26 protein-coding genes are annotated in these 23,331 nt (G+C 59.4%); 11 read left to right on the plus strand and 15 right to left on the minus strand.

Annotated features, from left to right (window positions below):
* Positions 1-793: 793 nt before the first annotated feature.
* Genes AACH73_RS05290 through AACH73_RS05305 form a run of 4 tightly spaced genes read right to left on the minus strand, consistent with a single transcriptional unit; the run spans position 794 to position 5,713 of the window.
* Positions 794-1,099, minus strand: coding sequence for a metalloregulator ArsR/SmtB family transcription factor (locus AACH73_RS05290; RefSeq protein ID WP_338735624.1), 306 nt, complete (start codon positions 1,097-1,099; stop codon positions 794-796).
* Positions 1,096-4,323 carry an efflux RND transporter permease subunit gene (locus AACH73_RS05295; protein ID WP_338735625.1) on the minus strand — a complete coding sequence of 1,076 codons (3,228 nt, stop codon included), beginning with the start codon at positions 4,321-4,323 and terminating at the stop codon, positions 1,096-1,098. The genes AACH73_RS05290 and AACH73_RS05295 overlap by 4 nt, the downstream gene beginning before the upstream one ends.
* Positions 4,320-5,330, minus strand: coding sequence for an efflux RND transporter periplasmic adaptor subunit (locus AACH73_RS05300; protein ID WP_338735626.1), 1,011 nt, complete (start codon positions 5,328-5,330; stop codon positions 4,320-4,322). Before AACH73_RS05300 ends, AACH73_RS05295 begins: the two co-directional genes overlap by 4 nt.
* 32 nt (positions 5,331-5,362) lie before the next feature.
* Complete coding sequence (locus tag AACH73_RS05305) at positions 5,363-5,713, minus strand: rhodanese-like domain-containing protein (RefSeq protein ID WP_338735627.1); 351 nt, start codon at positions 5,711-5,713, stop codon at positions 5,363-5,365.
* A gap of 140 nt (positions 5,714-5,853) precedes the next feature.
* Here AACH73_RS05305 and AACH73_RS05310 point away from each other — a divergent pair, with 140 nt between their 5' ends.
* The 3 genes from AACH73_RS05310 (at position 5,854) to AACH73_RS05320 (ending at position 7,691) form a co-directional block, all read left to right on the plus strand.
* Entirely contained in the window at positions 5,854-7,035 is a 1,182-nt protein-coding gene (locus AACH73_RS05310) for an FAD/NAD(P)-binding oxidoreductase (protein ID WP_338735628.1), read from the plus strand.
* Positions 7,036-7,143: 108 nt separating this feature from the next.
* The gene (locus tag AACH73_RS05315) at positions 7,144-7,347 is read left to right on the plus strand and encodes a DUF2892 domain-containing protein (protein WP_338735629.1); all 204 of its coding nucleotides are present in this window, start codon (positions 7,144-7,146) and stop codon (positions 7,345-7,347) included.
* Positions 7,344-7,691, plus strand: a complete 348-nt coding sequence (locus AACH73_RS05320) for a carboxymuconolactone decarboxylase family protein (RefSeq protein ID WP_338735630.1) — start codon at positions 7,344-7,346, stop codon at positions 7,689-7,691. The genes AACH73_RS05315 and AACH73_RS05320 overlap by 4 nt, the downstream gene beginning before the upstream one ends.
* Positions 7,692-7,846: 155 nt before the next feature.
* Here AACH73_RS05320 and AACH73_RS05325 read toward each other — a convergent pair whose 3' ends face one another.
* The 3 genes from AACH73_RS05325 to AACH73_RS05335 form a co-directional block, all read right to left on the minus strand.
* Entirely contained in the window at positions 7,847-8,689 is an 843-nt protein-coding gene (locus AACH73_RS05325; protein ID WP_338735631.1) for a sterol desaturase family protein, read from the minus strand.
* Positions 8,690-8,693: 4 nt separating this feature from the next.
* Entirely contained in the window at positions 8,694-9,119 is a 426-nt protein-coding gene (locus AACH73_RS05330) for an EF-hand domain-containing protein (RefSeq protein ID WP_338735632.1), read from the minus strand.
* 119 nt (positions 9,120-9,238) lie between these two features.
* Positions 9,239-9,760, minus strand: coding sequence for a hypothetical protein (locus AACH73_RS05335; RefSeq protein WP_338735633.1), 522 nt, complete (start codon positions 9,758-9,760; stop codon positions 9,239-9,241).
* Positions 9,761-9,980: 220 nt separating this feature from the next.
* Between AACH73_RS05335 and AACH73_RS05340 the strand changes: the two genes are divergently transcribed.
* A complete protein-coding gene (locus AACH73_RS05340) occupies positions 9,981-10,706 on the plus strand; it encodes a response regulator (protein WP_338735634.1) in 726 nt (241 codons plus the stop codon).
* On the plus strand, positions 10,703-12,022 hold the full coding sequence (locus AACH73_RS05345) for an ATP-binding protein (RefSeq protein ID WP_338735635.1): 1,320 nt from the start codon (positions 10,703-10,705) through the stop codon (positions 12,020-12,022). Before AACH73_RS05340 ends, AACH73_RS05345 begins: the two co-directional genes overlap by 4 nt.
* Before the next feature lie 60 nt (positions 12,023-12,082).
* On the opposite strand, the gene AACH73_RS05350 is transcribed toward AACH73_RS05345, so the two are convergent.
* The 3 genes from AACH73_RS05350 to AACH73_RS05360 form a co-directional block, all read right to left on the minus strand.
* A complete protein-coding gene (locus AACH73_RS05350) occupies positions 12,083-13,510 on the minus strand; it encodes a DUF6880 family protein (protein ID WP_338735636.1) in 1,428 nt (475 codons plus the stop codon).
* A 184-nt stretch (positions 13,511-13,694) separates the two neighbouring features.
* Positions 13,695-14,645, minus strand: a complete 951-nt coding sequence (locus AACH73_RS05355; protein WP_338735637.1) for an alpha/beta hydrolase — start codon at positions 14,643-14,645, stop codon at positions 13,695-13,697.
* A gap of 297 nt (positions 14,646-14,942) precedes the next feature.
* Positions 14,943-15,656, minus strand: coding sequence for an SOS response-associated peptidase family protein (locus tag AACH73_RS05360; protein ID WP_338735638.1), 714 nt, complete (start codon positions 15,654-15,656; stop codon positions 14,943-14,945).
* 108 nt (positions 15,657-15,764) lie between these two features.
* On the opposite strand from AACH73_RS05360, the gene AACH73_RS05365 reads away from it, so the two are divergent.
* The 4 genes from AACH73_RS05365 to AACH73_RS05380 all read left to right on the plus strand — a co-directional run bounded on the left by AACH73_RS05365 (position 15,765) and on the right by AACH73_RS05380 (position 18,513).
* Complete coding sequence (locus AACH73_RS05365; RefSeq protein WP_338735639.1) at positions 15,765-16,127, plus strand: hypothetical protein; 363 nt, start codon at positions 15,765-15,767, stop codon at positions 16,125-16,127.
* 69 nt (positions 16,128-16,196) lie between these two features.
* Positions 16,197-17,252 carry an endonuclease/exonuclease/phosphatase family protein gene (locus AACH73_RS05370; protein ID WP_338735641.1) on the plus strand — a complete coding sequence of 352 codons (1,056 nt, stop codon included), beginning with the start codon at positions 16,197-16,199 and terminating at the stop codon, positions 17,250-17,252.
* Entirely contained in the window at positions 17,252-17,650 is a 399-nt protein-coding gene (locus AACH73_RS05375) for a hypothetical protein (RefSeq protein WP_338735643.1), read from the plus strand. The genes AACH73_RS05370 and AACH73_RS05375 overlap by 1 nt, the downstream gene beginning before the upstream one ends.
* A gap of 86 nt (positions 17,651-17,736) precedes the next feature.
* Positions 17,737-18,513: a hypothetical protein gene (locus AACH73_RS05380; protein WP_338735645.1), complete on the plus strand. Its 777-nt coding sequence runs from the start codon at positions 17,737-17,739 to the stop codon at positions 18,511-18,513.
* Positions 18,514-18,686: 173 nt separating this feature from the next.
* Here the strand turns inward: AACH73_RS05380 and AACH73_RS05385 are convergent, their stop codons facing one another.
* The 4 genes from AACH73_RS05385 to AACH73_RS05400 form a co-directional block, all read right to left on the minus strand.
* Positions 18,687-18,938 (minus strand): helix-turn-helix transcriptional regulator, encoded by a 252-nt coding sequence (locus AACH73_RS05385; RefSeq protein WP_338735646.1) that lies wholly within the window; start codon positions 18,936-18,938, stop codon positions 18,687-18,689.
* A gap of 81 nt (positions 18,939-19,019) precedes the next feature.
* Positions 19,020-19,457 (minus strand): hypothetical protein, encoded by a 438-nt coding sequence (locus AACH73_RS05390; protein WP_272741066.1) that lies wholly within the window; start codon positions 19,455-19,457, stop codon positions 19,020-19,022.
* A gap of 14 nt (positions 19,458-19,471) precedes the next feature.
* On the minus strand, positions 19,472-19,831 hold the full coding sequence (locus AACH73_RS05395) for a hypothetical protein (RefSeq protein ID WP_338735648.1): 360 nt from the start codon (positions 19,829-19,831) through the stop codon (positions 19,472-19,474).
* A gap of 60 nt (positions 19,832-19,891) precedes the next feature.
* Positions 19,892-20,578, minus strand: coding sequence for a helix-turn-helix transcriptional regulator (locus AACH73_RS05400; RefSeq protein ID WP_338735650.1), 687 nt, complete (start codon positions 20,576-20,578; stop codon positions 19,892-19,894).
* A gap of 207 nt (positions 20,579-20,785) precedes the next feature.
* Between AACH73_RS05400 and AACH73_RS05405 the strand changes: the two genes are divergently transcribed.
* Positions 20,786-21,295: an MOSC domain-containing protein gene (locus tag AACH73_RS05405; RefSeq protein ID WP_338735651.1), complete on the plus strand. Its 510-nt coding sequence runs from the start codon at positions 20,786-20,788 to the stop codon at positions 21,293-21,295.
* A gap of 100 nt (positions 21,296-21,395) precedes the next feature.
* Here AACH73_RS05405 and AACH73_RS05410 read toward each other — a convergent pair whose 3' ends face one another.
* The gene (locus AACH73_RS05410) at positions 21,396-22,217 is read right to left on the minus strand and encodes a hypothetical protein (RefSeq protein ID WP_338735652.1); all 822 of its coding nucleotides are present in this window, start codon (positions 22,215-22,217) and stop codon (positions 21,396-21,398) included.
* Between the two features lie 265 nt (positions 22,218-22,482).
* Here AACH73_RS05410 and AACH73_RS05415 point away from each other — a divergent pair, with 265 nt between their 5' ends.
* The gene (locus tag AACH73_RS05415; RefSeq protein ID WP_338735653.1) at positions 22,483-23,316 is read left to right on the plus strand and encodes a helix-turn-helix domain-containing protein; all 834 of its coding nucleotides are present in this window, start codon (positions 22,483-22,485) and stop codon (positions 23,314-23,316) included.
* Positions 23,317-23,331: the final 15 nt, after the last annotated feature.

Consider the following 23,331-nt stretch of genomic DNA (forward strand, 5'->3'; position numbering starts at 1 on the left):
CAGGAGGAGGCCCGGTCGATGGCAGCCTGGGTCACGCCAATGGCGGATTTGGTCTTCGGCGGCGAATCGCTAACAGAGGGGATACAGCGAAGATGGGATTGGCTCAGCCATCTGTGGGATGGTTGAGGACGCGAAGGTCTGACCGCGATCTGCAGGCGATCGCGGCGAAGGCTGTAAACGTTCGTATTCTCTGGAGGGTTAAAGATCGCCAACGAATAGACAGCACCGGCCGGGAGGCCGATGCTGTGCTGTGATTGTCCTTCGACGATCAGGAGGCTTTGAGATTACCGGTGGCGGGCCTCGTACAGCGCGACCGCGTCAGCGCCGCCTGGAAACTGAAGCCGGTCTGATGGGTCGTGAACTGCGGCCCAGATGACCGAAATGGGGGATTTATCGCAATTTGGCGGCCGGTCTGACGCGTGGGGCTTTACGTCGTCCCCGATTCCACACCAACGGTCCAGGAGTCTTGGGCTGTTACGATTTCGCAATTTCCGAATTTGTTTTAAATGAGGAGATTGCCGTTAACGCGGTCGGATCGATCGATTGTTCATCGGATCAGAGACCGCCTCGGCTTAATATTGACTAACTGCGGCCGGGTAAGAAAATTGTAGTTTAAACCCCAAAAGAATTAGATATTCTTGTATGTTTTTGTATCACAGGTTGAAATTTCAAAACACGACTGAGGATTTCTCTGAAACTATTTCCTTAAAATTCGATCCTGACTACAACTTTTAGAAAAAAACATCGATGAACAGGCATCCGATCATGTCCGAAAAGGCAAACGGTTCCTCAACTATTTGTAGATTTGGCACAACGTGCTGACGACGTCTCTAGCTGCGGGATCGCTGAGAGTATAGTAAATGGTTTGGCCGGCTCGGCGCGTGGCCACCAGATTTTCCGCCCGCATCTTGGCCAGGTGCTGTGAGGTGCCCGCGATGGACTGCCCCAGATGATCCGCCAGGTCGGAGACGCTGGCTTCCCCCTCAAACAGCCGGCACAGGATCATCAGGCGATGTTCGCTGGCCAGTAGTTTGAGCATCCGCGTCGCCCGCTGCACATTCGGCTTCAGGTTTTGCAGGTCCTGCGTGGTGACAGTCATGACTTAACTCGCTCTTTAAGGTCGTCCTTGAAGACAACATAGATGGCCGGAATAACCAGTACGGTCAGAAGCGTCGAGGACAAAAGCCCGAACAGCAGCGAGATGGCCAGCCCCTGAAAGATGGGGTCAAACAGGATAACGCTGGCCCCGATCATGGCCGCCAGCGCTGTCAGTAGGATGGGCTTGAAGCGCGTGGCCCCGGCCTTCAGCAGCACCTCACGCAGAGGGCGTTTGTGACCGTCAGCTTCGTTTTCGGCATGGCGGATGAAATCGACCAGCAGGATCGAATTGCGCACGATAATCCCGGCCAGAGCGATAAACCCGATCATCGAGGTGGCGGAAAACGGCGCGCCAAACAACAGGTGCCCGATGACAATGCCGATCAGCGTCAGGGGCACCGGCGTCAGTATGACCAGCGGCAGGCGGAAGTTTTTGAATTGCGCCACCACCAGAATATAGATGCCCAGAAGTGCCACCCCAAAGGCCGCGCCCATGTCACGGAACGTGACCCAGGTGATCTCCCATTCGCCGTCCCACAACACGGTGGGACGGGTTTCGTCTTCGGGTTGACCATTGAGGCGGATCACCGGCTTCGGCAGGTTCCCCCAATCGGCGGCAGTTATGGCGTCATTGACGGCACCGAGGCCATAGATAGGCGCCTCATAACGCCCGGCCAGCTCCGCCATGATCATGTCGGCATCGCGTCCGTCGCGGCGGAAATAGGCGGTCGAGCCCTGTCCGCGTTCAAACGCGGCGATCTCGTTTAGCGCCACCAGTCGTCCGCCGGAGGTGGCCACGGGCATGGACTCAAGTGTTTCGCTGACATAGCGCGCATTCTGAGGTAGGCGGAGCGCGATCTCCAGCGGTTCGCGGCCTTCGCCGCTGCGCCCGGCCTGCTGCGCGTAGCCCAGAACCTGCCCGTTCATCAGCGTATTGACCGAGGCATAGAGTTCGCCTTCCGACACTCTGAGGCTTTCCAGACGGGCACGATCAGGTGCGACGTTGAGAGTCGGGCGCGGCAGACCGTAGGAATCGTCCACATCGACGATGAAGTCGATGTCCTTGAAGATGGCCTTGACCTTTTCGGCCACGGCGCGCCGCGTGGCGGCATCCGGCCCGTAGATTTCGGCCAGCAGGGTGGCCATGACCGGCGGTCCCGGCGGCGCCTCGACCACCTTCAACACACCACCCGCAGGCAGGGTCACTGCCTTCAGCCTTTGGCGCAGGTCCAGTGCAATGGCATGGCTGGCGCGCGAGCGCTCGCCCTTGGGAGCCAGCAACACATTGAGATCGCCCTGTTCCGGGCGCCTACGCAGATAGTAGTGACGCACCAGCCCGTTGAAGTTGAACGGCGTGGCGGTACCGGCATAGGCGTCGATGGCTTTAACCTCTTTCAGACCGGCGCTCACCCGCGCGGCCTCGGCCAGCACGCGCTGCGTCATCTCCAGCGACGTGCCTTCGGGCAGGTCGGCAATGACCTGAAGCTCCGACTTGTTGTCGAAGGGCAGTAATTTGACCGTCACCACCTTGAAGCCGAACAGGCTCATCGACACGAGCGTGGCGGCCCCAACCAGCAACAGGAAAGTCCAGGCCGTCTTTTTCGTGGCGATGACCTTCGACGCCACACGGCGATAGAGGAGGCCGATAAAACCTTCGTGGTCGTGCGATTGGCCGTCGCTCAGCGTCTTGCGCGCAAAGCGGATCATCAGCCACGGCGCGAGGATCACCGCGACAAAGAACGAAAAGACCATAGCCGCCGAGGCATTGACCGGGATGGGGGCCATGTAGGGCCCCATCAGACCGGAGACAAAAAGCATGGGCAGCAGCGCCGCCACCACGGTCAGGGTGGCGACAATGGTCGGGTTACCGACTTCTGCCACGGCTTCGATGGTGGCCTGAGCGCGGCTTCGGCCATCGTTCATACCCCAGTGCCTTGCGGTGTTTTCGATCATCACGATGGCATCATCGACCAGAATGCCGATGGAGAAGATCAGCGCGAACAGGCTGACTCTGTTGATGGTGAAGCCCATCAGGTTCGAGGCGAACAGCGTTAAAAGGATGGTGGTCGGGATCACCACGGCGGTCACCGCGGCTTCGCGCCAGCCGATGGCAAATCCGATCAGCACGACGATCGAAGCCGTGGCCATCCCCAGATGGAACAGCAGCTCATTGGCCTTTTCATTGGCCGTTTCGCCGTAGTCGCGCGTAATCGACACCTCAACCCCCGACGGGATCAGCGTGCCTTTGAGCGCCTCAAGCCGTTTGTGGATGGCCTCGGAGACGATGACCGCATTGGCCCCCTGACGCTTGGCGATGGCCAATGACACGGCAGGCGCGGCCTCAATACCGTGCGCCGTCTGGCGATAGCGGGTCACCCGCGCCTGATCCTCGCGCGGAGCCTGCACGATAGTGGTGACGTCGCGCACCAAAACCGGCTGGCCGCTGACCGAGGTCACGGTGATCTGCCCCACGTCGAAGACGCTGCTGAGTGAGCGCCCGGCCTTGAGGTCGAGCGTCTGGCCATGATCGCGCACCGGGCCTGCGGGCAGGGTCTGGTTGGCCGCTGAAATCGCCTGAGTGAGCGCCGTCAGGGACACGCCGTGCAGGCTCATGCGCGCCGGGTCCGGCTCGATGCGGATTTCTTCCGGGCGGCCACCGGTGAGGAAGGTCAGGCCGACATTGTCCACCTTCGCCAGCTCGCTGCGCAGTTTGAGCGCCAGTCCGTACAGCGCCACATCATCGATACGCGCTCCGGCAGCGCGGGTGGGCGACAGGGTAATGATCATCGACGGCACGTCATTGATGCCGCGCGTCGAAATGAGCGGTTCGGGGATGCCGTTTGGGATCTTATCGGCATTGGCGCGCAGTTTTTCATGGATGCGCACGGCGGCGGAGTCGGGATCCGTGCCCACCTTGAAGCGCGCCGTCACCATCACCGCGTCGTCTTCGATAAAGCTATAGACGTGATCGACGCCGTTGATGCTTTTAACGATCGTTTCCAGAGGTCTGGCGATCAGTTCCTTGGCGTCACTAACCTTCAGCCCGGCCGCCGCCACCTGAATATCGACCATGGGCACCGAAATCTGCGGCTCCTCCTCGCGCGGGATGGACATGACCGCCATCAGGCCGACAAACACGGCCACCAGCAGGGCCAGAGGCGTGAGGGGTGAGTTCAGCGTCGCCCTGGTCAGGCGGCCCGACAGTCCTAACTTGGCGTCGCTCATTTCGCCGCTCCATAGGGGGCCAGTGTGTCCCCGTCCTTAAGCCCGCTGAGGATTTCCACCTGTCCCGCTGAAAGCGGCGCGGTCTGCACCGGTATCTCGCTGAAGGTGCGGTCAGGGGCGACCAGACGCACATAGTCGAGGCCGTAGCGAGTGGCGACATAGGCGGCCGGCACCTGAATGCCCCGACGTTTGCCGAGGCTGAGCGAGGTAATTACGCGCTCACCCACCAGCACCTGATCCAGCCCCGCCGGAGTGACATCGGCAATGACCTGCCCTTTATCGACCGCCGGATAGATCTGGCTGAGCGTGCCCGAAGCGGTCAGGGCATTAGCTTCCAGTTGCACACTTTGCCCCACGCTGAGCGCGCGCGCCTGCGGTTCGGGCAGTTGCAGGCGCACGACGCGTGGCCCGGCGGTTACCGTCGCCACCGACTGACCGGCCATAACCACGGCCCCGGCAGGGACATCGGCCTTCACGACCACTCCAGAGGCCGGGGCGCGAATAACGCCCTGACCGGCCAGTTCACCCGCCGCTGCACGCTGCGCCTGCGCCGCGTTCCAGGCCGATTCCGCCTGCTCCAGCCGCGCCTTGGCGTAGACGCCCTTGTCATACAGCGTCCTGATGCGTTTGTAGTCGGCCTCCGCCTGAAGCGCGGTCGCCGTGTAGGCGCTGGCTTCGAAATTCAGCCTCTGGTCCTTGACCACGCCAATGACCTGTCCCTTGGCGACGGTGTCGCCTTCGCGCACATTCAGGGTGATAAGCACGCCGGGAATCCGCGCTACGGCCTCGCCCATATCGCGCGTCGTCAGCGTAGCCGACAGGCGCTTGATATCGTCGATGTCGGTCGTGGCGACGCTAAGCAGGTCGCCTGCGGCCTTCTCTGGTGCGGGCTCTGATGCTCGTTCGCTGGTTGTGGCCTCGGAGTGGTTCTCCGAACAGGCCAATAGACCGGTCAGAGCAAGCGCGGACAGAATAAGGGTTAGGGACGAAGCGGCGGCGCGGCGCATAGTGACTCTCCGGTCATGTCTCTTTTATGGGCTTAGCGGACGGTCGGCAGGCCGGCGGCCTTCCAGGCATTGATGCCGCCCTGAAGGTGATGATCGACGCTTTCGCCGAAGTCACGGCAGGCCTTGACGCCCTGCGCTGAACGCCCACCCGCCAGACACTGCATGACCACGGTACGTTCACCGGCTCCGGCGGTGACGGTCTTCAGAGCGTCCTTGCTGAGGCTCGACAGAGGCAGGTTGATAGCCTCTTTTATGTGCTCGGACGTAAACTCAGACGGTTCGCGCACGTCTATCAGCAGGATTTTTTTGGTCTGGAGCCCTTTGTGTACCTCGGCCGGGGTCAGGTTAGTGATGGGGGTTTGCGGTTTAAACAGTCCGAACATGGGGGCCTCAAAAAAAGCGCTTGAAGTTTCGATATAGCGTAGTTAAGATAATATGCAATTAAACGCAAGTCCACTGTTTTTAATGGGCCTCCGCGGGAGTGGGCGGGCGGTAAACCGGGTGGACACCAGGGAGGTCAGTCATGGCCAATACAGGTCAAAAGCCGCGCATCGTGGTTCTGGGTGCGGGGTTGGGCGGTACGATTGCTGCCTTTGAGATCAAGGAAGCGGTCGGCAACAAGGCCGATGTCACCGTCGTCAATAAGGGTGACACATTCCATTTTGTACCGTCAAACCCGTGGGTCACCGTCAAATGGCGCACGCGCGAAGCCATTGAAGTCAATCTGACTCACATCTTCCGGCGCAAGGGCATCGAATTCTTTACCTGCGGGGCAAAGGCCATCCATCCCAAAGATAACAAGGTCACCCTTTCGACGGAAATGGAGCTGTTTTACGACTATCTGGTCATTGCGACAGGACCGGAACTGGCGTTTGACGAAATCGAAGGTTTTGGTCCGGAGCATTTCACCCAATCGGTCTGTCACGTCGATCACGCCTTGGCCGCGTCAGATGTGTTTGAGGCCTTTGTCAGGGACCCGAAGCCCATAGTGGTCGGAGCGGTGCAGGGGGCCTCGTGCTTCGGGCCCGCCTATGAGTTTGCTCTCATCCTTGATACCGAACTGCGCAAACGCAAGGTGCGCGATAAGGTGCCAATGACCTTTGTGACCTCCGAACCCTATGTTGGGCATCTGGGACTGGATGGTGTGGGGGACACCAAGGGTCTGCTGGAAAGTGAACTGCGCCAGCGCCACATCAAATGGATCACCAATGCCAGGGTCGAAAAGGTCGAGGCCGGCCTGGTGCATGTCGAAGAGGTCAATGAAGATGGCTCGACAAAGGGGCATCATCAGTTGCCCTTCGGTTTTTCGATGATGCTGCCGGCTTTCAGGGGTGTTGAGGCCGTGCGCGGGCACGAAGGCCTGACCAACCCGCGCGGGTTTATTCTCGTGGACAAGCATCAGCGCAATCCGACCTATCCTAACATATTTGCACTGGGCGTCTGCGTGGCCATTGCGCCGACGGGTGCCTGTGGGTGTGCCCAAGACCGGCTTCATGATCGAGTCCATGGTCACGGCCATCGCGCACAACTTCAAACTAATACTGGCGGGCAAGGCCCCGACGCACGAAGCGACGTGGAATGCCATCTGTCTGGCCGACTTCGGCGATGGCGGCGTGGCCTTTTTTGCTCAGCCGCAGATTCCACCGCGCAACATCAACTGGTCGGCATCCGGCAAGTGGGTGCATCTCGCCAAGGTGGGCTTTGAAAAATACTTCATCGGCAAGGTGAAGTCCGGCAAGTCCGAACCCTTCTATGAAAAGCTCGCGCTCGATTTGATCGGCGCCCACAAAATCAAACCCTGAGGAGAAATCGCATGTCTCTGGATCGTCTCGTTCTGGCCTTTGCCGGAACCGTCGTGCTGGTGTCGGTCGCGCTGGCGCATTTTGCCCACCCGAACTGGGTGTGGCTGACCGTCTTTGCCGGGGCCAATATGATTCAAGTCAGTTTCACCGGCTTTTGTCCGGCGGCCATGGTGTTCAAGGCGCTGGGCGCCAAGCCGGGGGGGTGCTTCAAATGAGTAAGTCCTATCCTGAAATCACCACACGTCTGTCGGCTAATATCAAGACGCTGCGCAAGGATATTCCGGAAACCATGGCGGGCTTTTCGGCGCTGGCGAAGGCCGCCACCGCCGAGGGCGCGCTGGACAAGAAGATGAAAGAGTTCATTGCACTGGCCATTGGGGTTGCGACCCGCTGCGACGGCTGCATAGGCTATCACACCGAGGCACTGGTGCGACTGGGCGCGACGAAACAGGAGGTCGAAGAGGTGCTCGGCATGGCTATCTACATGGGTGGAGGGCCTTCGCTGATGTATGCCGCTGATGCGATACTGGCCTTTGAGCAGTATTCAGTCCTACCCTAATCAGTCAGATCTGTGCCAGTGCTCAGTCTCAAGCGGCACCTTTCGCGAGAGGGGAAGGGGCAGTGCTGACTTTCTCACCGCCAGCTCTGTTGCCTAACGATGAATAGCCTACAGCGTCTTCGGGTACAGTCGTTTTTACAAGAGGCATGCCGGCCTCAGTCGCGCGGGGGACCGAGAAGAAGACGCAGGCGCGGCACGGCTCCTCTTTCGTTTTTCACGGCTTTGAACAAGCGGCCCCAGCCCGCAAAAGCAATGACGAACGGGTTGCGGCTATCAATGGGCGCGGTCAGGCCGAAGCGGAGCGGTTCATTGCCCTCTTCGCTCGCAAAGGTGCCGAACAGCCGGTCAAACACAATCAGCACACCGCCGAAATTCTTGTCCAGACAGGATGCATTGGACGCATGGTGGATGCGGTGATGGGTGGGCGTGTTCAGTACGTATTCCAGCGGACCCCAGCGCGGCGACAGTTCGGTGTGCAGGAAAAACTGATATAGCAGGTTCAGCGCCAGAAGTGTGGCCACCACCATCGGCGGACACCCGATCAGAACCAGAGGCAAGAACACCAGCCATTCTCCGGAAAAGACCCCTGTCCACGGCAGACGCATGGCCGAAGGCAGGATGAAATGGCTGGCGGAATGGTGAACGCCGTGAGAGGCCCACATCCACCAGACCCTATGACCCAGCCGATGCATCCAGTAATAGCAGAACTCCACCCCGACAAAGCCCGCCACCCACGTCCAGGCTGAGGTGATATCCCAATGCCAGGGGGCCAGCTCGCTGACCACTGACATAACAAGCGCAATCAACACACGGTTGACCGATCGGGTCAGGATATTGCCTACCCCCACAGCAACGGACGCGGCGGCCTCGCCGGTGTCATAGCCGCGCCGCAAGGCCAGCACGACAATGGTCGCTTCGATCAGGATCAGCCCCGCCAGGGTCGCCAGCACAGGGGTGGCCGTGAGGGGGTCCGACAGGTGCGGGACGCTCTTGTACATGCGACTAGCCTTTCGCCTTGAGTTGTTTCAGTTCGTAGCCGTCAATGACGCCATTGGCGTTGGTGTCGGTATTGTCGAAAACAGGGGTAGGCCCATTGACGAATTCGGTGCGGCTGACGCGGCCGTCATGGTTGCGGTCAAAGGTCTCCATCATCTTCAGAAAGGCCTCTCCCCGCTCAGACTGGCGGGCAAAAGCGGGCAGGTCGGCAGCACTGAGAGAGCCGTCGTGGTTGCGATCGAACTTTGAAAACGACTGACTGCGAAAGGAGAGGAATTCCTGACGGGTAACCATGCCGTCGCGGTTGAGGTCCGCCATTTCGATGCGTTGAGCCACACTGTCAGGGTCCAGTCGGGAGGGCTGAGCCAGGGCTGACACTGGCCAGGCGGCAACAAGGGCCAGCGAGAGAAAAAAAATTGGACGAGAGTTCATAGCATTATCCTTAAGTCAGTGCAGAAGGCCCCGCCCGGCACGGGGGATGCGGGCGGGGCCATATCGCTGCTTGCGCACGTGGGCACGTCCGGGGGAAAACGGCCCGAAGGGGGCAGTCCTTAGCGCGTCGGGCAGGCGATGGCGTTACCGCTCGCGTCCTTGCAGCTTGACTGATGCGAGACGCCATTGGTGGAATCATAGGTCGTGGTGCCGGTGTAGCTGTTGCCGTTCTGGGCATTGGTGGCGTTGGTGGTGCGCGACCCCGAAGAGGTGCCGTCGGCATTGCGGGTGAAGCCACCTTGCGAATTCACATTGCCGCGCGCCCCGGAGGTCGCGAAGCCGCCCTCATGTTCGACCGAGCCGTCCGGGTTGTAGGTCGTGGCCGAACCGCGGGCCCCGGCGGCGCCTTTATTGGTCTTGAAGGCCGCGCCCGATCCGGTCGTGGTCGAACCGTCCGAATTGGTCTTGGCGCCGTGACCACGCACATAGCTGTTGCCATTATGGGTACCGGCGGCGACCATGCCGTTGGCGCCGCGGGCTTTCACACGGCCTTCGGCCGCATGGACGGGGGCCACGATCAGACCGGTCAGCATAAGGGTGGAGAGGCCAGCAACCAGCGACGCAGACAAAAGTTTTTTCATTGGGGAATCCTTTGTAGGAGATAGGGAGGGGAAGGGTGACGCGACTACCCCTTCATCATCGTCGCCGACCTGTTACGCCATGATGTCGTCTTCGGGCTCTGTTGCGACAGTCGGTTACAGGCGGCGCCCCGCGTAACGGTTTGTAACATCTGTGCGGATGCAGCTTTTTTTAAGAGCTGTAAATTAGCCTATTACACGGGCGAACTGGGATGACGCGCAGATGACGACGCAAAAGGGCCGGCTCATTGTTCTTGATGACGATCAGGAAATGCGTGCGCTCCTGCAACGCTATCTGACGGAAAACCATTATTCTGTGCGCTGCGTGCCGGATGCGGAAAGCCTCAACCGATTGCTGGCCCGCGAAACTTTCGATCTGCTCATTCTCGATCTGATGATGCCCGGTGAAGACGGGCTTGCGGTTTGCCGCCGGCTGCGCAGCGAAGGCGACACCACGCCGATTATCATGCTGACTGCGCGTGGCGATCCGGTCGATCGCGTGGTCGGCCTGGAGATGGGGGCGGACGACTACCTGCCTAAGCCTTTTATGCCGCGTGAGCTTCTGGCGCGTATAGAGGCGGTGCGCCGCCGTCATCAGTTCGTCCCCGGGGAGCCGATGGGGGCCGTTTCATCCGAGGTGGTACGCTTTGGGCCGTATCGGCTGGATATCGGGCGGATGCAACTGACGCGCGGTGACGAGGGGGTCGAATTGTCCACGCGCGAATTTTCTCTTCTGAAGACATTGGTGATGCACGCGGGCAGGCCCCTATCGCGGGCGCGCATCATTGATCTCGCCCTTGGGCGCGATGCCGAAGTTACCGATCGCGCCGTGGATGTTCAGATTGTGCGGCTGAGGCGCATCATCGAAGATGATCAGGCCAATCCCGTGTGGATCAGGACGGTATGGGGGCATGGCTATGTCTTCACGCCGGACGGTAAAAGCCCGTGATCCCGCTACGTTCGCTACGCTTTCAGAGCCTTGCCGGGACCATACTGATTGTCGCGGTGAGTCAGGTCCTGACCGTCGCCGCCATGACCTTTCTGATCGTGCGTCCTCAGATCGACCGCGCAGCGGCCATGCTGGCGCAAAACGTGGCGGTGCTGACCGAAACCTACGACACCTTGCCCGTCGAAGCCCGCCCCGTGCTGATCCGACGGCTTGAGGCGTCGAGCTATCTGGCGCTGTGGCAGGGGGATAAGCCGCCAGACCGCACGGGCCCCCGGCCGCGGTATATGGAACGCGCCTTTATGCGCAGTCTGGCGGAGCGGTTGAATGGACAGGCGCATCTCGACTGGCGTACAGATGCAAGGGGTAAACTGTGGGTTCAGATCTTTCTGGGCGGCACCCCCTATTGGATTGGTCTGAAATCCACGCCCTTCTATGCGCCAACGGGCATGATTATCTGGCTGGGGGTGATCGCTGTGTGTCTGGCGTCTGCTGCGGCCGTCTGGTTGTCGCGGCAATTGCTGCGCCCTCTGGAGGCGCTGCAAAACGCCACCGACCGGGTTTATGTCAGCGAGAAACCGCAGATGCTTGAGGAGCAAGGCCTGGTGGAGATCGCCGAACTTAGCCGCAGCTTCAACCGCATGACCGGGCGCCTGACCGAGATCGAGGATAATCGCGCTCTGGTTCTGGCGGGGATTTCTCATGATTTGCGCACGCCTTTGGCCAAGCTGCGGCTGGCGCTGGATATGGCCTCCATCGCGGATACGGACCTGCGTCTTACTGCTGAACGTCAGGTGGAAAGCATTGAGCGCATCCTGTCGCAGTTTTTGGTGTACGCCAGAGGATTTGAAGCGGAAGTGGTGGAACCTTTCTCGCTGAATGCCTTGATAAGTTTGGCGGCTGCCGACTACGCGCAGGCGGGCGTAGAGATCAGCCTGCCTGACACTGAACAGATACTCACGGGGCGTTGCGAAGCGTTGCGACGTCTGCTGTGTAATCTTATCGAGAATGCCTTGCGCTATGGACAGGCGCCGGTGACGGTCTTTGCCATAATTGCCGAAGGGGGGCTTCGCTTTGGGGTGCGCGATCAGGGCGAGGGTTTCCGCCCGGAACAGGCTGAACTGCTGACCAAGCCTTTTGTCAGAGGGGATGAGGCGCGTCAGCCTGTCGCCGGTCAGGTGTCTGTTGCAGGCGTAGGTCTTGGCCTCGCCATGGCGCAGCAAATCACCCGTCTGCACGGCTGGGAGTTGACCTTCAAACAAACCGCTCGTGGCTTTGAAGTTGCGATTGAAACAGGGGCGCCTAACAAAGAGCGCTAAGATTTTACCGGGTATAGGTCACCAGCACCCTTCCGCCAATGACCGGTCGGGCCGATCGCCTCACCCCTCAACGCGTTGCCAGAAGTCATGTCTATGGCGGTAGGCCTCACGTAGTCTCTTCATCCAGACGCTAAAAGGTTCTATTTCCGTTTGATCGGGAATGCGGGCGTCTAACCGTTCGGCCTCCCAAACATATCTCGCCCCATCGGCATAATAAACGGTGAGTGCTGATATCAATATGGCTTCGACCATGCGCCTGTAGAGAAGGCTGGCGGCCGCCGGATATCGCGCGGCGAGGCGATCCGCGGCGAACTCGAGGCGCTCGCGGTTTTCGGCACTAATGTCTTTCGAACGGGCCAGGACCAGACGTGCGGCTCGATCAAGTGACGGCCACTGGATAAGGAGCCGGAGAGCGGCGGACGCGTCACCCGCCATAATGGCAGCGTCGAGTTCGGCGTCTTCAGCCTCGACGTCTTCGAAGTCAGGCAGGCGTTTGAGATAGGCGCGCAAATATACCGGATCGAGTGTGTGTCGAAAGGTCTGGAGACGAAGGCCCTGCGCGCCATCAGACTGGCCAGAGGCCTCCAAAATCTCGATGCGCAGCGTAATCCACGCGAGGTCCGTCAGGTGGAGCTGCCCGCGAGCGGCATCGAGTACCCTCAGGGCTTCGACGTTGCGTCCCACCGTGTGCAGACGCGTCGCGATACGAAACGCTGTGCTCGGTTGTTTGGGGTCAGCTTGCAGGTCGATGAAGGCATCAATGTCGTTTGCAGCGTCCGCGATGGCTTCCAGCGCCATGTGGGTCACTTCTTGCCGCGTCCGGCGATGGAGTTGTGTGGCCTGAATTTGACGGCGTTTCCAGCGCGAGACTTTCCGTGGCCGGGCCGAAGGGGCCTTTTCAGGGGATTTGGCCGCCGTGAGACATTCGGCTCGTAAAGCTTTCAGACCGATCTCCCCAAGTTGCGCCGCTAGACCCGAGACCAGTGCGTCCGACTGGCCATAACGATTAGCCATGAGGGCTTGGGCCGCAGGCGCGATGAGGGTTGCGCAGTCTGAGGATAAATCCGTCGCCAGTCGCGCTATGTCAGCCGGGATTGTCTTAAAAAGCGTCAGGATTTCCCCGGATGCGTCATTTGTTCGTTCAATGACGCCATTACATAGGGCCAGAAACTTCCACAGAAGCTCAAGGGCGTCTTTCGGAGCTGACGGCTCTATCTGACCCAAGATCAGATCATGAAGACTTTTGAGATCGCCCCGAAACCCTTTGAGAGTGCGCCATCCCACGCTCGTTTCGGCGGCCGAAATCGCCGCTATACGTTTTTGGACCTCACTTACGAGGCGCGATGGACTATCCTGCCCTATGAGTTCCAAGCGTAAACGGCGTTTGGCGTTGGCATCGCCCGCACTGATCTCGATCAGCAACTGCGCCAGCCGATCGGCGCCCAGGGAGGCAAGGTTCGTCGCATTGAGGGTGGTTTTTACGGCCATATAGACACAAAGATAGGGTCAGACGTTAGGTTTGAACAGGGCTCTTCTTAGGGCGAGTGTCCCTTCTACGGCATCAAGATGAGGATCACGTTCCACTGAACCCGCCAAAAAAAGGGGCAATAAGGTTATAAGCGTCGCGTTCGCCTAAGGCAGCGGTCAGCCGTGATTTTACTTTTTGGGAGCCTTACGGTTTACGCGGACTGAGCCAGCCGTTCGCGGTGATCCAGTCCATTATGGCACCCTGCCAGGTACTGCGGGGCAACAAAGGAAAGCCATGCTGTCCCTTACTGAAGATACGCGCCTCAGCAGGGACACCTGCATGCCGAAGGGCTTCGAGATAAGCAAGGCTATTGTCGAGGTCCACCAGTTGGTCGTCAGCGGCGTGGAGAATCAAAGCGGGCGGCGTGGCGTTCGTTACGTTTCGCTCGCTTGAAAACGCCTCAATCTGAGCCTCTGACGGTGATGCGCCGAGGAGCGCGGTCCTTGAGCCCATATGGGTGATCCTGGCATCCATGCTGATGACCGGGTAGATGAGCACCTGAAAGTCCGGGCGGAGATTTATATTCTCAGGGTTTGGGACATATGCCTTCTGAAAATGCGTTGCCAGTGTCGACGCGAGGTGGCCGCCTGCCGAAAACCCAACCACCCCGACGCGCGCGGGGTCGAGATTCCAGGTCTTGGCGTTTAGCCTGATGTTACGCAGACCCTGCTGTGCGTCCTGAAGAGGCCCGATCGATTTATCCCCCATCGTTGAGTCACTCGGGAGACGGTACTTCAGGACAAAGGCGGCAATGCCATGATCGATGAAGTATTGCGCCTGCTGAACGCCTTCGTAATCGAATGTCAGGCCCGAATAGCCGCCACCAGGGATTATGAGGACGCTGGTGCCCGTCGCCTTAGCCGGTGACGGCAGGTAGATTTGAAGCGTGGGCCGCGACACATTCTGTACCCAGCCCTTTTGCGCGCCTGTTTCGGTGTCTGCCACCGGTTTCGAATTTGGAATGGGGGCGTCACCATAAAGGGCAACTTCCGTCATTTTGGGCGCAAAGTCAGAGGCCGCCTCCAGGGCCGTCGCCGCTGGAGGCGCAGGGACGAACGCCGCGGCCATGATGAAGGACGCAAATCTGTATGCCACGGTCCGAACTCCCTTTTATATCTTAGCTTGTCATTTGATACGTTACCGCGCCTATGACGGCAAGGCCAAGACCTGAGCGGTTTTTCATGCAAATCAATAGTTGATATAAATGACGCTAACCTGCTTCATTTGCTCAGATCCGCGTGGGTATTGATATGGTCTTTAATCGGACTAGCGATAACGAGCCTCTCTAAAGTGGCAGGCCGTTTACGTAACGTACCTCAGGGCACAAACACGCTCATTGTTAAAGGTTTGTTGTTCGTCCGGACATTGACCTTCTCCATCGCGATTGCGCTCTCAAAAGAGAAGACTATTCGTTTGCGTCCCGCCTGAAAGAGTATTTAATTCATCCAGATGCGGCCCGTCCTTGCGTTGCCCCGTTGCCACGACGCTCAGGCCACCGTCGGGCAAAGGACGCTGGAGCGCCTGAACCTCGCTCCAGGCGCCCGTCATCCAAAGCTCCCGTTCGGCTTCCGTCGTCAGAATAACGGGCATGGCCTTGTCGTGGACCGCGCCGACTTCGGCATTCGCCGTTGTGGTCAGGAAGGCATAGAGATCATCCGTCGTCTCGCCATCCTTGACCTTGCGCACGGAGGTCCACTGAGGCGTCCAGATGCCGGCAAAGAAGAGCAGGGGGCGCTCGGGGCTTTGGGCGAACCAGTGGATGACATTGCTGCCGGAAACCTGATCGGGCTCGGAGAAGGACGTAAACGGCACGAGGCAACGGTTTGCGGTATCGGTCAGCCATTTGGCCCAGTAGGGCTTGTCCGTGTTGCGGATATTGGTGACCCCGGAATCGTAGTTTTTGCCTTTCAGCGTAAAAGGCGGAGAGGGCATCCCCCACCGGCACATAGCCAGTTCGCGGCCCTCGCCGGTGTTGCGCACAATGGGGCCAAAGCCGTTGGCCCCGATGTATTCGAACAGGGGCAGATTGCCGACCGATGATTTGAGGACCCGGGCAAGAGCGCGAATGGCCGCTTCATTGCTGGTCATTGAGTAGAGATTACACATCGGTTGTTCTTCCTGTGGGCGGTTCAGTGAAACCCAATATCGGCACCTTGCCAAGAGCTTTAACAGCGTGGCACCTCACCGCTCTCGCTGACAGATCGGAAGGACGATATGAGCCTCAATCCCCAAGGCCTGCGCCTCTATCATGACCGCCTGGCCGCAATGATCGCCGCCTTGCGAGACCTGCCGCAACCCCTTGTCAAAGGCCGCGCCTGTGCGCTCGGCACCCTGACCTCGATGCACCGCCGCATCGAAAAGCTGCTCGCTGACTGGGAGACGCGGGCCATGACCGAGGTCGATCGAAAGGACGTCTCGCGCGATGGCGCAACCCTGCGCATGCTGCGCGAGGACAAATGGGTCTATGGCGATTTTGATGGTGTTGCGTTTGATCTGCCGCAGGCGGGTAACAGCCTGAGCTTTATTGAGGCCATGGGGACGCTCGAAGAGGCGCAATCATCTGCCGTTTCGGGTTAGTGGACCTCAAAACCGCTGGACGGCATCGAAGCCCTGTCGGTAAATGAGCCAACATCAAAGGAGCCCGTCATGAGCCTGAAAACTGCCCCCTGGTTGGTAAGCGGCCTGTTGAGCCTTGTCATTGCGGGCGGCGCTGCCGCGCAAGAGGTCGCGTCGCGCCTGACCGTCATGACCTACAATGTCGAGAACTTCTTTGACGCCGAAGACGACCCCCGGATGCCCAATAGCTCGAGCAACGAGGTCGTCAACACCCCGGCCTGGGTGTCGGCGAAAGCTGCAAACGTCGCTCGCGTCATCCAGCGCTTTGATTTCGGGCGAGGGCCGGATGTCCTCGTCCTGACCGAGGTGGAAAGCCAGGCGAGCCTTGAGGCGATTAAAGGCGCATTGAATAATGCCGGTGCCGCCTACGTGACGGCGGTGCTATTGGATGCCGATCCGAACCGTCCGGCGCCTAAGCCCGATCAGCGTGGGATCAAGGTCGCCCTTCTGTCCAAACTGCCTCTGGCCAATGGCTTTACGCCTAAGTCCTTCCCGGTGGATCTGACGAAGGCGTCTGACTGCAAGAGCCGCGATGGCTCTGCCGGTACGACCCGCGATCTTTTGCAAGTCGATCTCGCTCTGCCCGACGGCAAGACGCTAACGATTTTCGGCGGACATCTGCCGTCAGGTGGCAATCCGCGCGTGTGCCGTGAAATCGCCGCCCAGACGATAGCGAATTTAGCCGCCAAACTGCCGCAAAGCCACGTCATCCTCGCGGCCGGTGACTTCAATTTCAACTGTGCGCCGGAAGAACGCAAAGGGCTTGCGGCCGCCTTCACTGGCTGGGTGTTGCCCATGCAACTGGACAATGCTTGCCGGGGTAGCGGCAGCCAGTTCTACGGGCGCGAAAAGACCTGGTCCTATCTCGACGTCATCACCCAGAAGGCCAGCGGGGTGAGCCACGACTGGGCCATTGATCCGAAGACCTTCCGCACGGTTCTGACGGACAATGAACAACTGCAGTGGGATGATCGCGATCAGGTCATGCGTCCCAAGGCCTTCCGTTTCAATACCGAAACCGGCAAGGGGTCTGGTACCTCTGACCATTGGCCGATCGCCGTTGATCTCGTTCGGGGAGGCAAGTGATGACCGTAACAACACTGATCGCATTTGCGGCAGGGCTTATCACCGGAGCGGCTCTGACCTACCTGATCGGCATCAGACGGCGCGAGGCACCTGCCGAGGCCCTGCGCAATCCCTCGAAGTACAAGCGGGCCGACCCGGAGGTCGCGCGAACGCTTGATGAACATGATCGAGACATGGCTGCGACGGATCCGCGCTGGGGCGAGGGCGAAGAGGGTGAATTAGCCACCTTTACCTATGCCGATCGTGACGGGGTGGTCACCGAGCGTCGCGTGTCCAACTGGCGCAGCCAAGGTGCCTATATCGAAGGGGTGTGCCTCAACCGGCAGGAAGAACGCACGTTCCGCAAGGATCGTATTGCCGGATGGTCTGTGCTGCCTCAATCTGATGTGCAAGCGTAAGGGGGCGGCTGCTTCATCTCAGAGGGGAATGGCTTATTTGCAAAGCGCGCTTTAAGACCCCCCGCAACCGCTGAGAGGAATGTTCGATGAAGCCTTTAGCCCTGAGCCCCGTTTTGCTGGCCGCTATGTGCGTTTTGAGTGCGTGTGGCGCTCCCGACGGTGAGGCACCTGATAAGGCCCCCCGGGCAGAGCCCGGGAACACGGCCTCGGGCGGCATAGAGATCATCGATCCCGTGGCGGCTTCGGCCTCGGTTTCGCGCACAAAGCTTGAGACCCTGCCCGCGACCGAAGCGGAGGGACCCGTGGCCTGTTCGACGGACATCGGTGCAAAGGCGGCCGAGCGCCTTGCCAAAACCTGTCAGAAAGTATCCCCGGCGACGCATCCGCCCTGCAATGTTGCCAACAGTTGCGCCCTGATGTCCGATGAGATTGCCCGCAGTTGCGCGCAGTTCGATGAAAAGGACGCACCGATCGCCGATTGCCAGCCTGATCCAAAAAGTGGGCAAGCGGCAGCGGCGGTCGTCTCCCTCTATTATTCTGCCATCAATGCGCGCGATTATGGAACCGCCTGGTCGCAATGGGGCGAGGACGGTCCGCCGAACCAGTCTTTACCGCAGTTCAGCGCCGGCTTTACGGACACCCAGTCGACCAAGGTGACGATTGGGGATCTGCCCGAGGGCGATGCCGGGGCGGGGTCGGTGTTTCAAAGCGTGCCGGTCACCATCGATGCGGTGCTGAAGACGGGCGGGCATCAGCGCTTTAAGGGGAGCTACACGCTTCGCCGCGTCAACGATGTAGACGGGGCCACGCCGGCTCAGCGGCGCTGGCATATTGAGTCGGCGAAACTGGCGCCAGTCAGATAGTTCGATGAAGAGCGAAGACGCCTGCCACCAAAAACCGTTTTACTCTTTTTTGTTCCGCGAGCACAGCCTAGACCACGAAGACGACGCTGCGTCTCATGGGCGGGCTCAACTGATGAATACCGGGAAAGCGTTTGTCCTTCTGAGGTGCGCGTGAAGGCCCAGATACGCGCTTATTACCCAGACAGACCTACGGGCGCACTATCATCCAGGCTCTCAAAAAAGTCCGCCACCGGCACTTTCAGGAAACACGCCGCGACATGCAGCCTAGAGGCGCTGATGCGGTTGTGACCGTTTTCGTATTTTTGGACCTGTTGGAAAGCGATGGCCTGGGCACTGGCGAAGTCTATTTGGGAAAGTCGTTTGGCTTCGCGAAACTCGCGAAGACGTTTGCCGACCTGAACGTCAATGAAATGGGGATGAGACATAGACCTGAACGCGACCCCGTAGACCTAGAAGCAGAAACCCCAGCTTAGTTTCATTGGCATAAGGACATTAGCCATCACACGTCAGGCGTGTATTTTGGGCGTCTTTCGTAAATATTCTGCTTCCAGCGCGGCGCCGCCCAAGGTCAGTGCAACGCCATAGCCACCAAATAAGCCCATAGTCGTCACATAAGCAAAATACCCGACACCCGGCATGACGTCCGCTGTGAGGTGGGTTAAAAAAGTCCCAAACATAAACGCGGTCATGAAAACCGTCCAGATTCTACGCGAGTAGTAAGAGACAGCAAATACGAATGCGGTAACTGCCCCATCCAGAATCGTCGTCATCACCCCAGGATCATGATTTTGCTTTTGAAGTACCGGGGTAATAAACCAGGCGACCCAGATAACGACGGCGGTTGACCGTTCAGCCCAACCGCCTCGCCAGATGGCTAAGCTACCACACACCAACACCGTCAGGTTTGCTGTCCAGACCCAGATCAGATGTAAAAGGGGTAGCATCTCTTCTCCCTATCTTAGCTCGCAGTCACAGCCTCGTTATGACCTTGAGCCGGAATAATTTTATCGCCGGAAGTCCCTGGCTTTGTATCTCCGGCCCCCACGGCCACCGTTGCACAACCCATCTGGGTTTTAACCTTATTGAGGTGACCGTGCACGGTGATGATTTCGCGACGGGCCTGGGCCAGCGCGTGGGCGCTGCCAATGATGCCTTCGACCGCTTCCTGTCCCATCACTGCCGAAAGGCCGCCAGCCATACGCATGCGCAGCAGGGCGGCGAGCATCTCGCCTGTTTCGGTCAGCGCGCGATCGACGGCCTCTTCGGTCTGGAAGAGACGTTCAGCGCCAGCCATTACCATTTCCGATCGTTTCATCATCAGGTCTCCAGTGAGGGCCGGTCTCTTACCGGCTGGGTTAAACGCCCAGCCGGAAGAAGGTTATCCGGTCTGGCCGCTGAGTTCGCGAATGGCCTGGAAAATTCCGATCAGGCCCCCCATCACACCGCCGATGATCAGGACGACGGACAGGGTGAGGCCCAGAGTCAGAAGTGTCCATTGAAGGAGATTGAGCTCTGCGAGCCAGCCATGGAGGCCGTCTCGTCTGTGAGCCAGGCGCAGGCTGAGATCAGGGTAAAGACGAGCTTCTCCGGCGTCGTCTGGTATTCTTGCCGGATCGCCGAAAGCGTCTCGCTGATCAGATGCGCCTTCTCGGGCACCGCCAGGTATCTGAGCGCCGTCTCGATGTGCGCCCATTGCATCGTGACCGATGGCGGGTACGGCGGCGTCATGGGAAGGGAGGGGTTGGTCATCTCTAGCGCCTTCAGGGGAGGGATGACCGAAGGATGAGAGTTCCGGGGCGGTCTGCGCTATTCCCGATGACTGATATTCCCGCTCAGGGGGGATGCCCAGAGCGTCCACGTGGTCACTAAGAAACCGGGCCGCTTCACGTCGGCTGACGCCTCCGAGCTTTTGGCGCACCGCGTCAGCATGCGCACGCGCCGTGTGCTCGCTGATGTTCATCAAACGCGCGATCTCTTTGTCGCGGTAGTGCCGGGCGATGTAGCGCATCACCTCTTTCTGCCGCGGCGTTAGTGACGCCAGCTTTTCCTCAATCTGATCAGTCAATGTTCGTCAGCCCCGATTGACGTACCCTACTAAGGGTTAACGGAAGAGGAGCGTGAAGACCAGTTACGATTGTGTCAGGTCAGCCGGAGATACGGTCCACAACTATTAGAAATCGCGACCAGCATCAGTTTTGCGATCTTAAAGCTGGAGAATGACCCCACTTCTGACTAAGTTTAGCGTGCAACCCTGACCTAAACCTACCAAGCCATGGCCTTCAACCCCAAGTCCAGTCTCGCACTCCTCCTTAAGGCACCGATGCGCCCCGGCACGGTGCAGTGGATAGGTTGGCGGCCGGAGCGGCGAGGGGAGATTATCGCTGCAGATGAGGCTCATCTGTCACCTGAGGTTGGCTTAATCGGTGACCACTATCAGGGACGAAGTGGCAACCGGCACCTGACGCTTATCGGCGAGGAGGACATAAATGCGATCGCCAGTTTCCTCGGCGTGTCCGTCTTGCCGCACCGTCTTCGACGCAACGTCGTCACGGTCGGGATCAATCTACTGGCACTGAAAGATAAGCGCTTCCGTCTGGGCGAGGCGGTGCTGGAATATACCGGCGAATGCCATCCCTGTTCGCGCATGGAAGAAACGTTCGGTGTCGGAGGCTATAATGCCGTGCGCGGACACGGCGGGATCACTGCACGGGTCATTACGGGGGGCCGTTTTCGTGTCGGGGATCGGCTGATAGCCGAACGCGACAAAACCTCGGAAGCCTGAGGCAAGTCCGATCTGTTTTCTATGGGGCCGCGCCTTCTCTTTCGCCCCGGCTTATCTCGGGCCGCAAGATTTTTGTTTGAGCGCAATGGCTGGCTTTAATCTAACGATGCCGTACCCTGAAGATTGGGCGTCCCTGGCCGGCTTCCCGGAACAGCCAGACCGTCAATAGGACGCTCAGGCCGGCCAGAAGCGCCACGAGAGCCGTTGCCAGAGGCGGCAGGAATACCTGATCGAAGATCAGGCCTGCGACGGGTAGGACCTGCATCACATGGGTCGCCACGAAATGGGCCGGGCGCCGGTCGCCAACGGTGAGTGACCAGCCGGTGACCGGCATTTTCGGTGCTCCCGCCGCTTCCTGACCGACATGGTGCGATAAGGCGCCGCCCATGGCAAAGGCCGTGATCAATGTCATAAGCGTGCCAAGAGACAGACCGAGGACGCTGCCCCATCTCAAACCGGCGCCACCGGCAAAGCCTGGGTCTAAAAAAATGTAACCGGCCAGAATGCCTGCTGCCAGCGTGAGCACGACGGCGCCGAGGGCCATTAGAGCGTACATCAGGCGCGCCACGTGTGTGGCCAGATTGAAGTGAGACCGCTCCTGGCGCGCGGCTCTAAACCCGATGTAGATGATTTCAAAAGCGGCGGCCAGGCAGGCGGCAATAGCCGTTGCGGTCAAGAAACCCCTCTGACGCAGCTCTATGGACAGGCCACCCGTCAGCAAAGTCAGGGTCAGGAAGTGGATGAACAGGGATAAGGCAAACTTCAGCGGCTTCAGCCATACGGACTCGCCCGCTATGCGCCGTCGATCAAGAGCCAGAAGGAGGGTCGTAAGGATAAAGGCCAGCCCGAAGCCTGCGGTGGTTGCCCAAAACCAATCGTGCGCATAGCTGAACGCGAAGCCGTAGTCTTCCGCTGTTAACACGATTTTCCCCTTAGCCGTCTGATAGATCTTACGCTCCCGATCAGAAATGGATTGCGGTAGGGCGGTCTAAATCGAGGCAGGCACGCGCTGAACGCCAATCAGGGGTAGGGTCGGCTCCCGCAACCTGTGTTCCGGGCTGCGCGTGCACTAGATGGTCGATTCTCTGGGCCACGGAGTGCTTTGTTTGTAATCCTGTCCGTTTTTTACCAGCGGACATGAGGCTTTGCGGCTATGATCGGACGCTCGATCGCTGGCGCTATTCCTCATGACCCTACGGTTTGAATTTGTTCCCCCCAGTCCGCCGCTCACCAGGCTGATACGCCAACACCAGATTATCCGGTTTTCCTTTGCGGCGACGGAGGCCGTCCCCGCCAAACCCTATTGGCCGCGTCCATCCGTGTCCCTGGCGTTTTATAGCCGCGATCCGGAATGGATCCGACCGTTGGGGGCGTTAGAGCTGAGACGCAAACCGCGTGCGGCGTTGATCGGTCAGCCGACGCGGACGACCTTGCGGCAAGGGGGCCGTGATTTCAGTGTCTATCAGATCGAGTTTCAGCCTGGCGCGGTCCATATGCTGACCGGCCTCGCGATACATGAACTGACCGATACCGATCTTGATGCGGAGGCGGTTTTCCCACCGGATTTTGCCGCGCTCATCCGGGAAATTGAGGATACGGAGGATGCCCGTCAGATGATCCGCGCCGCGGAATCCTGGATTTTGCGGCATCACCACAGGCGCAACCGCCAAATGACTGCATGCGACGCGGTGGCCCTGCAATTGCTGCAAAGCCCGACAACCGAGATTGATCGGGTAGCCCGGTGTCACGACGTTGGAACGCGACAACTGCGTCGGGCGTTTCAGGACCGCATGGGCGTTTCGCCGAAGCTCTTTGCGCGTATAGCGCGCTTTGATCAGCTCGTCCGCCTGAGCAATCGCTTTCCGGCTCATGACTGGCTCAGTCTGGCCGTCTATGCTGGCTATTATGACTATCACCACCTGCGACATGATTTCCGGGACTTCTGCGGCATGGCGCCAAACGCCTTTCGGGCGGTCGAGGCGACATCGCCCGAGCGAAAATTTGGCTTTCTCGAGGACTGAGACGTCCGTTTCTTA

Origin of the sequence: Asticcacaulis sp. DW145 (assembly GCF_037101385.1) — a bacterium.
GTDB classification, from domain to species: Bacteria; Pseudomonadota; Alphaproteobacteria; order Caulobacterales; family Caulobacteraceae; genus Asticcacaulis; species Asticcacaulis currens.